We start from the raw sequence: 15,700 nt of genomic DNA, 5'->3' as shown, positions 1-15,700 counted from the left end.
TCCCGACTCCGCCGACGGCCCGTGTCAGGTCATCCACCCGACCGATTCCGCGTTGCCGCAGATCTTCTCCGAGACCACCGTCGCCCCCGAGTCGGTCACCGACGAGGTCACCCGCATGGCGATCGCCGGGTTCGATGTCACCACCGGTTTCCCCGTACGCATCGTGCTGATGACCATCGGGCGCGGCGAGGCGTCCTCGGTGGACGCCGCCGACGAGCACCTGCTGATGGTGGTCGCCCACCACATCAGCGCCGACGGGTCGTCGCTCGCCCCGCTCTTCCGGGATCTGGTGGTGGCGTACGAGTCCCGACGGTCCGGCGCGGTCGCACCGCGACCGCCGCTGCCGGTGCAGTACGCCGACTTCTCGCTGTGGCAGCGCGATCTGCTCGGTGACGAATCCGACCCGACATCGGTTGCGGCGCACCAGATCGAGCACTGGCGCACCACCCTGGCCGGGGTGGGGGAGTCGCTCGACCTGCCGACCGACCGGCCACGTCCGGCGGTGCAGTCGCTGCGCGGCGACATGGTGCGGTTCGAGATCGACGCCGAGCTGCGGGCCCGCCTGGCGACCGTGGCCCGTATCCACGACGTCAGCCTGTTCATGGTCCTGCACGCCGCGCTGGCGATCCTGCTCGAACGGCTGTCCGGGTCGCGCGACATCGTGGTCGGCACCCCGGTCGCCGGTCGCGGTGAGGAGGCCCTCGACGACCTCGTGGGCATGTTCGTCAACACCGTCGTGTTGCGCACCGAGGTCGATCCCGAGGCCGGCGCCACCGAGTTGCTCGCCGCGGTGCGCGCCGCCGACGTCGACGCGATGGCGCACGCCGACATCCCGTTCGAGCGCCTCGTCGAGGTGCTCGACGTCCCCCGCTCCACGGCGCACCACCCGCTGTTCACCGTGGCGCTGTCGTTCGACAACAACGAGGCCCCCGACCTCACGCTGCCCGATCTGCGCGTGCAGGTCGTCGAGGCGGAGTTCGAGGTCGCCAAGTTCGACCTGCAACTGTCCGTCGGCGACACCGCCCCGCCCGACGAGGCGGCGCCGGCGACGTTCACCTACGCCACCGACCTGTTCGACCAGTCGACCGTCGCGACCTTCGCCGACCGGTTCCTGCGGATCCTCACCGCGATCGCCGACGACACGACGACCACCATCGGCGCGATCGACATCCTCGGCGCATCGGAACGACGCGACCTGCTCGGCATCACCGGCGGCGAACCCGTCGCCGACGCGCTGTTGCCCGACCTGCTGACCCGTGGCACGGGCATCGACCCCGATCGCGTCGCGATCACCTTCGACGGGCGGTCGTTGACCCACCGCGAGCTCGACGAGCTGTGCAATCGCGTTGCCCGCGATCTGATCTCGCGCGGAGCGGGACCCGATTCCGTGGTGGCGCTGGGGATGCGCCGCAGCCTGTCGTCGGTGGTGGGCACGATCGCGATCGCCAAGACCGGCGCGGCCTACCTGCCGATCAACCCCGAATACCCCGCCGAGCGCATCGCGGGCATGCTCACCGACTCCCGCGCCCTGTTCGGGGTCACCGTCGCCACCGACCTCGTCGATCTCCCCGACACCGTCGCCTGGGCCGATCTCGACGAGATCGCCTCGGCGACGGCCGATCTGGACCCCGCGCCGGTCACCGATGTCGAGCGCACCACGGTCCTGCGACCCGACCATGCCGCCTACCTGATCTACACCTCGGGATCGACGGGGACACCCAAGGCCGTCGTCGTCACCCATGCCGGTCTCGCGAACCTCGCCGCCGACGTCCGCGAGCACTACGACACCACCGAGCGTTCGCGGGTGCTGCACGTCGCGTCGCCGAGCTTCGACACCTCCGTCGGCGAACTGCTCGCGGCGTTCTCCGCCGGCGCAACGCTCGTCGTCGCGCCGCAGGACGTGTTCGGCGGCGACGAACTCGCGACACTCATCGCCGCGGAATCGGTCACCACCGTCGTCATGACCCCCACCGCATTGATGACGGTCGACCCGAGCGGGCTCGACACGGTCACCTCCGTCGTCGTCGGTGGCGACGTGTGTCCGCCCGAACTCGCCGCCCGGTGGACCGGTCGCCTGCGCAACGCCTACGGCCCCACCGAGACCACCGTCATCACCACGATCACCCCCGGCCTGCACCCCGGGGAACGGGTGACCATCGGGTCACCGCTGCGCGGGGTGAGCGTGCGCGTCCTCGACGCCCGCATGCGCCTGGTGCCCAAGGGCATCGTCGGTGACCTCTACCTCGCCGGCCCCGGACTGGCCCGCGCCTACCACGAGCGCCCCGGCGTCACCGCCGAACGTTTCGTCGCCGATCCCTTCGGCGCCCCCGGGGCCCGGATGTACCGGACCGGCGACCTCGTGCGGGTCAGCATCGATCCCGCGCTGCCGGCCAACTCGCTGGAGTACGTGGGCCGCGGCGACTTCCAGGTGAAGGTGCGCGGTTTCCGCGTCGAACTCGGCGAGATCGACCGCGCGCTCGCCGACTCCGCCGACGTCGAGTACGCGGTCACGATCGGCGCCACCGGACCGGACGGTCAGACGGCGCTGGCGTCCTACGTCCTCGGATCACCCGGTGCGACACCGGATCCCGACGCCCTGCGCGAGGCCGTCGCGGCCCGTCTGCCGCAGCACATGGTGCCCGCGGTGATCACGGTGCTCGACGAGATCCCGCTCACCCCGATCGGCAAACTCGACCGACGCGCGCTGCCCGCGCCGGAGTTCGTCGTCGTCGAACGCGAGTACCGGGCGCCGCGGACCGCGGTCGAGCAGGCCCTGGCGGAGGTGTTCGCCGAGGTCCTCGGCGTCGAGAACGTGGGTGTCGACGACAGCTTCTTCGATCTCGGCGGGAACTCGCTGAGCGCGACGAAGGTCGTCGGTCGCGCATCGGCCGCACTCGACACCGCCATCGGGGTCCGTGAGCTCTTCGCCGCGCCCACCGTCGCCGGACTCGCCGCGCGCCTCGCCGCCGGCGAGGTCGGTCGTCGTGCCCGCCCGCCGCTCGTCGCGCGGCCCCGTCCCGACCGGATCCCGTTGTCGCTGGCGCAGACCCGCATGTGGTTCCTCAACCAGTTCGACCCCGAGTCGGCGGCCTACAACATCCCGGCCGCGGTCACGCTGCGCGGCCCCCTCGACCTCGATGCCCTGCGGGCGGCGATCGGCGACGTCATCGCACGGCACGAGTCGCTGCGGACGGTGTACCCCGACTCCGCGGCCGGTCCACACCAGGTGATCCTGCCCGTCGACCAGGCGACGCCGGAGGTGTCGGTCATCGACGTGGCCGTCGCCGACGTGCCGGAGAGCCTGCGGGCGTTCCTGTCGGCCGGATTCACCGTCACCGACTCGGTTCCCGTGCGGATCACCGTGCTCCGCGTCGCCGCCGACCAGCACGTGCTGGCGATGGCCGTGCACCACGTGGTCGCCGACGGCGAGTCGATGGTGCCGTTCGTGACCGACCTGGCCCTGGCCTACGCCGCGCGCGTCGAGGCGACCGAACCGGCGTGGCACCGACTCCCGGTGCAGTACGCCGACTTCGCCATCTGGCAGCGCGAGCTCCTCGGGGACGAGGACGACCCGACCAGCCTGCTCAGCGCCCAGATCGCCTTCTGGAAGACGACTCTCGCGGCGCTGCCCGATCAGCTCGAGCTGCCCGTCGACCGACCGCGCCCGCCCGTGCAGTCGCTGCGCGGCAGCCAGCACGCGTTCACCGTCCCCGCCGACGTCCACCGTCGCATGGCCGACCTCGCCCGCACCCACAACGCGAGCACGTTCATGGCGTTCCACACCGCGTTCGCGGTGCTGCTCGGACGGCTCTCGCGCAGTCGCGACATCATCGTCGGCACACCGATGGCCGGGCGCACCGAACGCGAACTCGACGGCGTCATCGGCATGTTCGTCAACACCCTCGCGCTCCGGGTCGACGTCGATCCCGCCGCGCCGTTCGACGGCCTTCTCGCGACGACCCGCGATCGCGACGCCGAGGCGTTCAGCCACTCCGACGTCCCGTTCGAGCGGCTCGTGGAGGTCATCAACCCGGCGCGGTCCACCGCGCGCCACCCGATCTTCCAGGTGGGCCTGTCGTTCCAGAACATCGACCGCGCCGCCCTCGACCTCGCCGGCCTGCGCATCGAACCCGTCGAACTGCCCGACGGCGTGGCGCAGTTCGACCTGCACCTGATCCTGTCGCCGGAGTTCGACGAGCACGGCGCCCCGGCCGAGGTCGAGGCGGTGTTCACCTACGCCGACGATCTCTTCGACCGCGACACCGTGGTCGCCGTGGCACAACGGTTCACGACCCTGCTCGACTCGCTCCTCGCCGCGCCGAGCACCCCGGTCGGCGATCTGCCGCTGATGTCGCCGACCGAGATCGAGGATGTCGTGCACGGCCGCAACAACACCGCGGTCGTGTTGGCGCCCACCACCCTCGCCGACATCCTCGCGTCCTCGTTCGCCGCCTACCCGACGCGCGTCGCGCTGGACTCCGAGAACGGGTCGCTCGACCACGCCGCGCTCGCCGCCCGCGTCAACCGCCTCGCCCGTGCGCTCATCGATCACGGGGTCGGTCCCGAGGTCGTCGTCGGACTGGCCATGCACCGGTCGATCGACCTGGTCGTCGCGATGTACGCCGTCACCGTGGCCGGTGGCGCATACCTGCCCATCGATCCCGACCACCCCGCCGACCGCGTGGCGTACATCCTCGACCACGCCGCTCCGTCGGTGGTGCTGGTCTCCGACGGCACCCCCGAGGTGGTCGCAGGGCACGTCGACGTCATCGACCTCGCCGAGGTCGATCTCGGGGCCTACGCCGCGACCGAGGTCGACGACTCCGAGCGACTGCAGACGCTGCGGCCGTGGAACACCGCGTACGTGATCTACACGTCGGGCTCCACCGGGCGGCCCAAGGGCGTGGCCGTGCCCCACTCGGCGATCGTCAACCAGCTCAACTGGCTGTCGGTGGAGTTCCGGCTCGCCTCCGACGACGCGCTGCTCCTGCGTACCCAGGCCACCTTCGACCTGTCGGTCTGGGAGTTCTGGTGGGCCGTCACCGCGGGTGTCCGCCTGGTGGTGGCCGGGCCGACCGCGCACCGCGATCCCGCCGTCCTCGCCGACCTCATTGAGCGGCGCCGCGTCACCGTGACGACCTTCGTGCCGTCGCTGCTCGCGGCGTTCCTCGCCGACGTGCGGCCCGAACAGGTCGCCGGACTGCGCCAGATCCTCTGTATCGGTGAGGCGTTGACCGCCGATGTCGTCTACCGGCTCCGCGCGGTGTCGTCGGCGCACGTGCACAACCTCTACGGCCCGACCGAGGCGGCGGTCAGCGTCACCCACCAACCGGTGCCCGCACACGTCGAGTCCGTCGTGGGAATCGGTCGACCCGAGTGGAACACCCGCGTGCACGTCCTCGACGACCGCCTGCACCCGGTCCCCGACGGCGTGACCGGTGAGCTGTACCTCGCGGGCGATCAGCTGGCCCGCGGATACCTCGCCCGCCCGGACCTGTCGGCCGACCGCTTCGTCGCCGATCCGTTCGGACCGGCGGGCACACGCATGTACCGCACCGGTGACCTCGTGCGATGGGCGCGCGTCGGCGACGACACCGTCCCGACCCTGGTCTACATGGGACGCAGCGACTTCCAGGTCAAGGTCCGTGGATTGCGTATCGAGCTCGAGGAGATCGAACGGGTGCTCGGCACCGCGCCGTCGGTGCGCAGCGCCGTCGTCACCGTGCACCGCGACGCACGTTCGGGCGAACACCTCGTCGCCTACCTCGTGCCCGCACCCGGGGCGAGCATCGACGAGCGCGCCGTCCTCGACGCCGCCGCCGCCGACCTGCCGTCGTACATGGTCCCGACCGTCACGATGGTCCTGGAGTCGTTGCCGCTCAACATCAACGGCAAGCTCGACCGCCGTGCACTGCCCGAGCCGGAGCTCCGTGGGGGCGCCGACCACACGCCGCCGAGCGGGCCTGTCGAGGAGATCGTCGCCGGTCTCTACGCCGACCTCACCGGCGTCGAGACCGTGGGTGCCCACGACAGCTTCTTCGCCATCGGCGGCAACTCGCTGTCGGCGACGCGGGCGATCGCACGCATCAACGCGGCGCTGGGAACCGACCTCACGGTGCGCGACCTGTTCACCGACCCGACCGTCGCCGGGGTCGCCGCTGCCGCCGAACGCAGCGCCTCGTCGAACCGTCCGCGCCTCGTCGCCGGCCCGCGGCCGACGCAGATCCCGTTGTCGCCGGCGCAGAGTCGGATGTGGTTCATCAACCAGTTCGACACGTCGTCGCCGGCCTACAACATCCCGTCGATCATCCGGCTCGTCGGCGATCTCGACGTCGACGCGCTGCGGGCCGCGGTGGCCGATGTCGTGGCCCGACACGAGATCCTGCGCACGCACTACCCGGCCGACGCGCAGATCGGTGGCAACGATCGCGCCCCGCGCCAGTCGATCGCCGACCACGACGACGCGGCCGCCCGGGCCCTGCTGTCGGTGGGGGCGGTCGCCGACCACGACGCGCTGCACGCCGAGCTGATCCGTCTCGTGTCGACCGGTTTCGACGTCGCCGCCCAGGTGCCGCTGCGGATGGCGTTGCTGTCGGTCGGCTCCGGCCCCGGCGCGGATGCCGCCTCCGTCGACGACGCCGACGTCCCCCGTCGCGAGGAACACGTCCTCGTGGTCGTCGTGCACCACATCAGCGGCGACGGGTCATCGGTCACGCCGCTGGCGCGCGACGTGATGACCGCCTACAGCGCGCGTCGCGGCGGCGAGGCGCCCGGGTGGCCTCCGCTGCCCGTCCAGTACGCCGACTACGCGCTGTGGCAGCGCGAGCTGCTCGGTTCGGAGGACGATCCCGAATCCCTCGCCTCGCGCCAGATCGACTACTGGACCACGCATCTCGACGGTCTGCCCGACGTGATCGACCTGCCGACCGACCACCCGCGGCCCGCGGTCGCCTCCACCGCCGGCGCGAACGTCGAGTTCTCCGTCGACCCGGAGACCCACGCCGGTCTGACGCGGTTGGCCGGAGCGCACGGTGCGACGCTGTTCATGGTGGTGCACGCCGCATTGGCGGTGCTGCTCGCGCGATCGGGCACCACCGACGACGTCGCCATCGGCACCGCGATCGCCGGTCGGGGCGACGCCGATCTCGACGACCTCGTCGGCATGTTCGTCAACACGTTGGTGCTGCGCAGCGAGATCGACCCGGCCGAGGGATTCGGGGATCTGCTCGACCGGATCCGTAGCACCGACATCGCGGCGTTCACCCACACCGAGATCCCCTTCGAGCGACTGGTGGAGAAGCTCGCACCCGAACGCACCACGGCGTATTCGCCGCTGTTCCAGGTGGTCCTGGCCTTCGGCAACACCGCGAGCGACGCCGAGTTCGAGCTGCCCGGGCTCACCGTGTCGGGACTCGACACCGACATCACGACGACCAAATTCGACCTGCAGCTGACGGTCGCGCCGACCGCTGACGCCCCCGGCGGGCTGGATGCGGTGTTCACCTACGCCACAGCGCTGTTCGAACGCGAGACCATCGAGGCGATGGCGGAGCGGTTCGTCGCGGTCCTGCGGGCCGCGGTGAGCGACCCGACCGTGCCGGTGGGCGACATCGCCCTGCTGTCGCCGGCGCGGACCGCGCAGCTGTCGTCGATGACGGGGACTCCCGCGGCGACGTCGCGCACGTTCGGTGAGATCCTCGACGAAGCGATCGCCGCCAACCCCGACGGCACCGCCGTCGTCGCCGGCGGTCGGATGCTCACCTATCGCGAACTCGACCGTCACATCACCGATCTGGCTGCCGTGCTCCACGATCGGGGAGTTCGCACGGGCTCGCCGGTGGGGTTGGCGATCGGACGGTCGATCGAGTCGGTCGTCGGGTTCTGGTCGATCGTGCGGGCCGGTGGTGCCGTGGTGCCCATCGACCCGAACTATCCGGCCGACCGCATCGGCTTCATGGTCGACGACGCGGCCATCCGGATCGGCCTCACGGTCGACGCGTTGCGGGACCGCCTGCCCGACGCCGCGCAGTGGCTCGCGCTCGACGGAGTCGACATCGGTGGCGCTGACGGAGTCGACACCGACACCCTTGCCGCACAGCGTCCGCCGGTGCCCGTCGCGCATCTGGACGCGACCGCGTACGTCATCTTCACCTCCGGGTCCACCGGTCGCCCGAAGGGTGTCGCGGTGCCCCATCGCGGGCTGGCCGACGTCGTGGCGGAGATGACGAACACCTTCGACCTCGGTCCGGACTCGACGGTGCTGCACTTCGCCTCGCCGAGCTTCGACGCGTCGGTTCTCGAGATGCTGCTGGCGGTGGCCGCGGCGTCGACCCAGGTGATCGCCCCCGCCGACATGTTCGGCGGTGACGAACTGGCCCGACTGCTCATCGACCGTCACGTCACCCACGCGTTCGTCACACCGGCGGCGCTGGCCACCGTGCCCACCGACGGCGTCGACGCGCTGCGGGTCATCTGCGTCGGCGGCGACGCCTGCCCGCCGGACCTGGTGCGGCGCTGGGCCGTCGGCCGCTCGATGTACAACCTGTACGGCCCGTCGGAGGCGACGATCTGGTCGACCCGCAGCGCCGCGATGGACCCGGCGCTGCCGCTGACCATCGGCGGGCCCATCAGTGGCGTGCGGGCCACCGTGCTCGACGAGCGCCTGCAGTTGGTGCCGCCCGGCGTCCCCGGCGAGCTGTACGTGTCGGGTCCCGCCGTGGCCCTGGGGTACCTCACCCGGACCGCGCAGACCTCGACGGCGTTCGTCGCCGACCCGTTCGGTCCGCCCGGCTCGCGGATGTACCGCACCGGCGACCTCGTCCGCTGGCGCATCGGCGCCGACGGACGCTGGGAGTTGGAATTCAACGGACGCAACGACTTCCAGGTCAAGGTGCGCGGATTCCGCATCGAACTCGGTGAGATCGACGCCGTCATCGGTCGCCAGCCCGACATCGGGTTCACCACGACGCTCGGTGTGCCGCACCCGGTGTCGGGTCAGACGATGCTCGTGTCCTACGTCCACGGTCACGACGGGCGTGAGGTCGACACCGCCGACCTCACCGCGCGGATCGCGCAGCGTCTCCCGTCGCACATGGTGCCGACGGCGATCGTCGTCCTCGACACCGTGCCGCTGACCCCGGCGGGCAAGTTCGACCGCAAGGCGTTGCCCGCGCCGACGTTCGTCGCGGCCGACCGTCCCTCCCGGGCGCCGGTCTCGGAGATCGAGGAACGTCTGTGTGCGCTGTTCGCCGAGACGCTCGGGGTGCCCGAGGTCGGGGTCGACGACTCCTTCTTCGCGCTCGGCGGCGACTCGATCATGGCCATCGGACTGGTGTCGCGGGCTCGCGACGCCGGCCTCACCTTCGCCCCGCGCGACGTGTTCGACCGCCGTACGGTCGCCGAACTCGCGCCGATCGTCGACACCGAGGGCGGGGCCGCCGACGCGGTGCTGCCCGAACTCGACGGTGGCGGCGTCGGATCGATGCCGTTGACGCCGATCATGCGGTGGCTCGTCGACACCCGCGGGGAGTACCGCACCTTCTCCCAGGCGACGTTCCTGACCCTGCCCGCCGATCCCGGTCACGACCGACTCGTCGCGGCGCTCGACGCGGTTCTCGAGCGCCACGACGCGCTGCGGGCCCGTCTGGTCCTCGACGGGGACGATGCCGCGCTTGCGGGGCGTCTCGAGATCCCGCCTGCGGGTGCGGTTGTCGCGCGTGACGTGCTCACCCGTGTCGTGGTGGACGACCTGCCCGGCTCCGACGCGTTCACCGCGACGGTGCAGGCCGCGGCGGCCGAGGCGATCGATCGCCTCGACCCGGCGGCCGGCCGGATGATTTCCGTCGTCTGGTTCGACCCCGCCGCCGAACTAGGCGCGGGTGCGCGCGGACGTCTCTACGTCGTGATCCACCACCTCGTCGTCGACGGTGTCTCGTGGCGGATCCTGCTGCCCGACCTCGCTGTGGCGTGGGGACTGACGGGACCGGACGGTACGCCATCGGACGCCGTCCGCCCGATCGGGACGTCGTTGCGGACCTGGGCCCACGCCCTGCCCGACGCCGTGCGCTCCCGTCACGACGAGCTGGTCCACTGGACCGCGGTGGTGGGCGCCGACGATCCCGATCTCGGCGACCGGCCCATGGATCCCGCACGCGACGTCGCTGCGACTCTGCGTCGAGTGGAGGTCGCGTTCGACGTCGACGTCACGCAGTCGCTGCTCAGCGGCGTGAGCGCGACGTACCGGGCCGGCACCGACGACGCACTGCTCACCGCGCTGGCGTTGGCCGTGCGGCGGTGGCGACAGACGCGCGGCACCGACACCTCGTCTCTGGTGGTCGAGCTCGAGGGCCACGGGCGTGAGGAGGACGTCGTCGCCGACGCGGCCGACGGCGCACGCGCCGACCTGTACCGAACCGTCGGGTGGTTCACCTCGAAGTACCCGGTGCGGATCGATCTCGACGGCATCGACGTCGACGACGCCCTCGCCGGCGGCCCCGCCGCGGGCACGGCCTTCAAGGCCGTCAAGGAGCAACTGGCATCGGTCCCGGACAACGGCATCGGGTTCGGATTGCTCACCGCGTTCGGCGGCCCCGAGGCCGATGTCCTGCGCACCCGCCCCGAACCGCAGATCGCGTTCAACTATCTGGGCCGCAACGAATCCGGGACCACCGATGCCGCGGCCGACGACGCCGACTTCGGGTGGCAGGCCGCCGACGACGGTGGACCCCTCGGCGGTGCGATGGACGACGCCATGGTGGTCCCGGCGGTGCTGACGATCAACGCCGTCACCGACGAGACCCCCGACGGCCCACGGTTGTCGGCCTCGTTCGCCTACGCCGGCGACCTCCTCGACCACGACGACGTCGTGGCGCTGGCGCACGAGTGGCAGCGCGCGGCCGCGGGTCTCGCGGCGCATGGCACCAGCGCCGACGCCGGGGGACTGACCCCGTCCGACGTCCCGTTGGTACCGGTGTCGCAGAACGACATCGACGTCATCGAGGCCGCGCACGGCGGTGTCGAGGACATCTGGCCGCTCGCCCCACTGCAGGCCGGTCTGCTCTACCACTCCCAACTCGCCGGCGACGATGCCGTCGACATCTACACCGCGCAGGTCGTGTTGGAACTGCGTGGCCCGGTCGACGACGACCGGATGCGTGCGGCGGTCACCGCCCTCGTCGCCCACAACCCGGTGTTGCGCAGCGCCTTCCACACCGCCGGCGACGGCACCCCGGTGACCGCGATCGCGGACGCGGTCGAGGTGCCCTGGCGCGTCGTCGATCTCACCGCGCACCGCGATGCCGACGCCGAGGTCGACCGACTCCTCCGCGCCCACCGACTCGACCGGTTCGACATGTCGGCGCCGCCGCTGATGCGGTTCCTCATGCTGCACGTGCCGGCCGGCGACGACGGGATCCCGGTGGCGCGGCTGTCGATGACCAACCACCACATCCTGCTCGACGGCTGGTCGGGTCCGATCCTGCTGCAGCAGCTGTTCGCGCTCTACGCGATGGGCGGAGTCGACCATCTGCCGGTGGCCGACAACGACTACCGCGACTTCCTGCGATGGTTGTCGCGTCGCGACCCCGAGGCCGCGATGACCTCGTGGCGCCACGCCCTGGCCGACCTCGAGAGCCCGACCCTGCTCGTCGAACGCCCTGCCGACCCCGCGCAGATGCGGCCCGACGACATCGTGCCGGTGGAGTACGCGCTCGCCATCGACCCCGAGACCGCGGCCGGCCTCGCCGAGCTGTCCCGCGAACGCGGGCTCACCATGAACACGATGGTGCAGACCGCGTGGGGGCTCGTGTTGGCCCGATCCACCGGCGCCGACGACGTCGTGTTCGGTGTCACCGTCTCAGGTCGACCGCCCGAGCTGCCAGGCATCTCCGGGATGCTCGGTCTGTTCATCAACACCATCCCGGCACGTGTCCGTCTCGACCAGCGCGAGACGGTGATCGGGCTCCTCGAGCGCGTGCAGTCCGAGCAGGCCGGACTCCTCGAGGCCCACCACATCGGTCTCCCCACCATCCAGCGCGACCTCGGGGTGCCCGCCCTGTTCGACACCCTCGTGGTGTTCGAGTCGTACCCGGTGGACCGCGAGGCGCTGGAGAGCGGCTCGCAGATCGACGGCATGTCGGTCGACGGTGCCCAGATCAACGACGCCTCGCACTACCCGATGACCGTTCTCGCGCAGTCGGATCCGCACCTGTCGATCTCCCTGAAATACGTCCCGGCCCTCATCGGCCACGACCGCGCCGACGACCTCGGACAGCGCGTGCTCCGGGTGCTGCGCGCCTTCGCCCGCGCCGGTGCGACACCGGTGCGCGACCTCCACCTGCTCGATGCCGACGAGGTCGCCGGACAACTCGAGTCGTGGAACGACACCTCCGTCACGGTCGGCGACGCGACGGTGACCGAGATGTTCGCCCGCCGCGTCCGCGAGACGCCCGACGACGTCGCGTTCACCGACGGCGCCCGGACGGTGACCTTCGCCGAGTTCGACGCCATGGCCAACCGCCGTGCCCGCGTGCTGATCGCCTACGGCGTCGGCCCCGACGACCTCGTCGCCGTCGCGATGCCGCGGTCGCTGGAGCAGGTCGCCACCGTCTACGGCGTCGGCAAGGCCGGCGCGGCGTACCTGCCCATCGACGTCGACGCCCCCGCCGACCGCATGACCACGCTGGTGGCCGAGGCCGGTGTGCGCTGCGTCGTCACCGACGCCGGTCGCCTCGCCGCCATCCGCACACTCGTGGCGCCGATCGCGTGTCTCGACCTCGCGGCACCGGGTCTGCGCCACATCTCCGACGCGCCGATCCAACCGACCGAGATGCGGGGTCGCGTCCGCGCCGCATCGCTGGCCTACGTGCTGTTCACCTCGGGATCGACCGGTCGCCCCAAGGGGGTCGCGATCACCCAGCGCGCCCTGGCCAACCAGGTGCGGTGGATCGCCGAGGAATACCGACTCGGCCGCGACGACGTCGTCCTCCTCAAGACGCCGTTCACCTTCGACGCCTCGGTGTGGGAGATGTTCGCGCCGGCACTGGCCGGTGCACGCACGGTCATCGCCGGTCCGCGCGCGCACACCGACGCCACCGAACTCGTCGCGCTCGTCGAGGCCCACGCCGTCACCGTGGTGCAGTTCGTCCCGTCGGTGCTCGCGGTGTTCGCCGAATCCGCGGGACCCGACTCCCTCGACTCGCTGCGCACGGTCTTCTCCGGCGGTGAGGCCCTGCCGATCTCGCTGGCCCAGCAGGTGGCATCGACGTCGGGTGCCCAGGTGGTCAACCTCTACGGGCCCACCGAGGTCACCGTCGACGCGACGTCGGCGGTGGTCGTCGCGGCCGCCGGTGCCACGACGGCGAGTGTCGCGACGGCGGGGGCCACCGACGTGGTGCCGATCGGCCGGCCGGTGTGGAACACCCGCGGCTGGGTCCTCGACCGGTGGCTGCGCCCGTGTGTGCTCGGCGCCGTCGGTGAGCTGTACCTCTCCGGTGACCAGTTGGCCCGTGGGTACCTCGGACGCGCCGACCTCACCGCGGAACGGTTCGTGCCCAGCGTGTTCGGGCCGGCCGGCGCACAGATGTACCGGACCGGCGATCTCGTCCGCCGACTGCCCGACGGGACGCTCGACTACGTCGGACGCGTCGACTTCCAGGTGAAGGTCCGCGGGTTGCGCATCGAGCTCGAGGAGATCGAGACCGTTCTCGCGCAGCACGATTCGGTCGCGCAATCGGCCGTCATCGCCCACGAGACCGAGGGGCGTACCCGACTCATCGGGTACGTGATCGGTCACGGCGACGCCGAGGTCGACGCGGTCGGTGTCCGCGACCACGCCGGTCGGGTGCTGCCGCCGTACATGGTTCCCGACGTGATCGTCGTGCTCGACGAGTTCCCGCGCGGCCGCTCGGGCAAGATCGCGCGCCGTGAACTGCCGCTGCCGCAGATCGAGCACGCGCAACGGCGGGCACCGGCCACCGAGTCCGAGGCGATCCTGTGCGGGATCGTCGCCGATCTGCTGGGCACCGACGTCGGGGCCGACGATTCGTTCTTCGACATCGGTGGCGACAGCATCGGTGCGATGCAGCTGGTCACCCGGGCGCGGTCGGCCGGGATCCGCTTCACCGCACGCGACGTGCTCGAGAAGCGCACCATCTCCGCGCTCGCAGCCGTCGCGTCCACGCACGGATCGGGCACGGCTACCGATCGTGCTGACGCGCATGCCGGTTCGGCGCCGTTGACGCCGGTCATCGAGAAGCTCCTCGAGCGCGGCGGTGACATCAGCCGCTTCGTGATGCCGATGGTGTTCACCGTTCCCGCCGAGGTGACCTCCGAGCAGATCGTCGCGGCGATGACCGCCGTCGTCGACCGACACGACGTGATGCGCTCACGGCTCGACATCGCATCGCGGACACTGGAGATCGGCGCCCCGGGCACCGTCGACCTGTCGGACGCGCTCACCCGGATCGACCTGGCCGCCGGTGAGGGGCCGGGCAGTGACGCCCATACCGCGCGGTTGCGCACCGCCGTGGCCGACGCGATCGACGAGCTCGATCCCGAGGCCGGTGCGATGCTCCGGCTCGTGTGGCTGGCCCCCGCGTCGGAGGGGCAGACGGGACGTCTGGCCGTGGTCGCCCACCACCTCGTCGTCGACGCGGTGTCGTGGCGGATCCTGCAGTCCGACATCGCCGTCGCGGGCAGCCAGGTGTCGGCGGGTCACACCGTCGATCTCCCCGACGCGGGTACGAGCTGGATCGCGTGGAGCGCGGGCCAGCAGGCCGCGGCCGCCGGGCGGCGCACCGAACTCGACCACTGGGTCTCCGTTCTCGACGGACCCGACCCGGCGTTGGGCACCCGGCGCCTCGACCTCACGACCGACCGCGTCGACCGCCTCGCTCGCGCCGAGCTGGTGTTGCCCGCCGAGATCGTGGGCCCGCTGGCCGCGAGTCTCCCGGCAGCACAGGGGAAACCGGGTCAGGAGGGCACCACGATGGCCGACCTGCTCGTCGCGGGTCTCGCCACCGCGGTCGTCGGCTGGCGTCGTGACCGCGGATACGACGTCACCTCGACGCTGCTGACCCTCGAGGGCCACGGCCGGGAGGAGGCCGTCGTCGACGGCGCCGACCTGTCGCGGACCGTCGGCTGGTTCACGTCGATGTTCCCCACGCGTGTCGACCTCGACGGGCTGGCCCTGCCGGAGATCTTCGATCGCCCCGAGGTCGCCGACGAGGTCGTCGCACGCACCCGCGCCGCGATGACCGCGCATCCCGACCGCGGCATCGGGTACGGCATGCTGCGCCACCTCGATCCCGAGGGTCGCGAGCGACTCGGTGGGTTCGCCGATTCGCAGATCGTCTTCAACTACATCGGCGCGATTCCCGGATCCGATGTCCCCGGATCTGGCGTCACAGCAGACGTCGACGAGGTGCCGTGGTTCCCCGACATGCGCGGGCCGGAACTGCTCGACGTGCACGATCCCGAGGCCCTGGCCCGCGGCAACCGCATGCCCGCGCAGGCCGAGATCGACATCCAGTCGCTGTCGACCGTCACCTCCGACGGTCCGATCGTGCGGGCGTTGGTGACCTACCTCGACGACGCCATCGACCGCGGCGACCTCGACGAGCTGTTCGAGCACTGGATGCTGGCCCTGCGCGCCATCGCCGATCGCGCCGCGGGCGACCGACCCGACGCCGACCGGAGCTGA

At 71.4% G+C, this 15,700-nt stretch carries 1 protein-coding gene (cut by a window edge); it reads left to right on the top strand.

Annotated elements, in window-relative coordinates; genetic code table 11:
* On the top strand, window positions 1-15,700 hold the end of the coding sequence (locus ASG12_RS17790; protein WP_082502131.1) for a non-ribosomal peptide synthetase. Its footprint begins 18,395 nt before the window's first position; only the last 15,700 of its 34,095 coding nucleotides appear in the window; the start codon falls outside the window, past its left edge; its stop codon occupies window positions 15,698-15,700.

The organism is Williamsia sp. Leaf354 (assembly GCF_001424365.1).
In the GTDB taxonomy this organism is placed as follows: Bacteria; Actinomycetota; Actinomycetes; order Mycobacteriales; family Mycobacteriaceae; genus Williamsia_A.
Note: the sequence above shows the minus strand (reverse complement) of the source record. Positions and strands in the feature narration are given on the sequence as shown.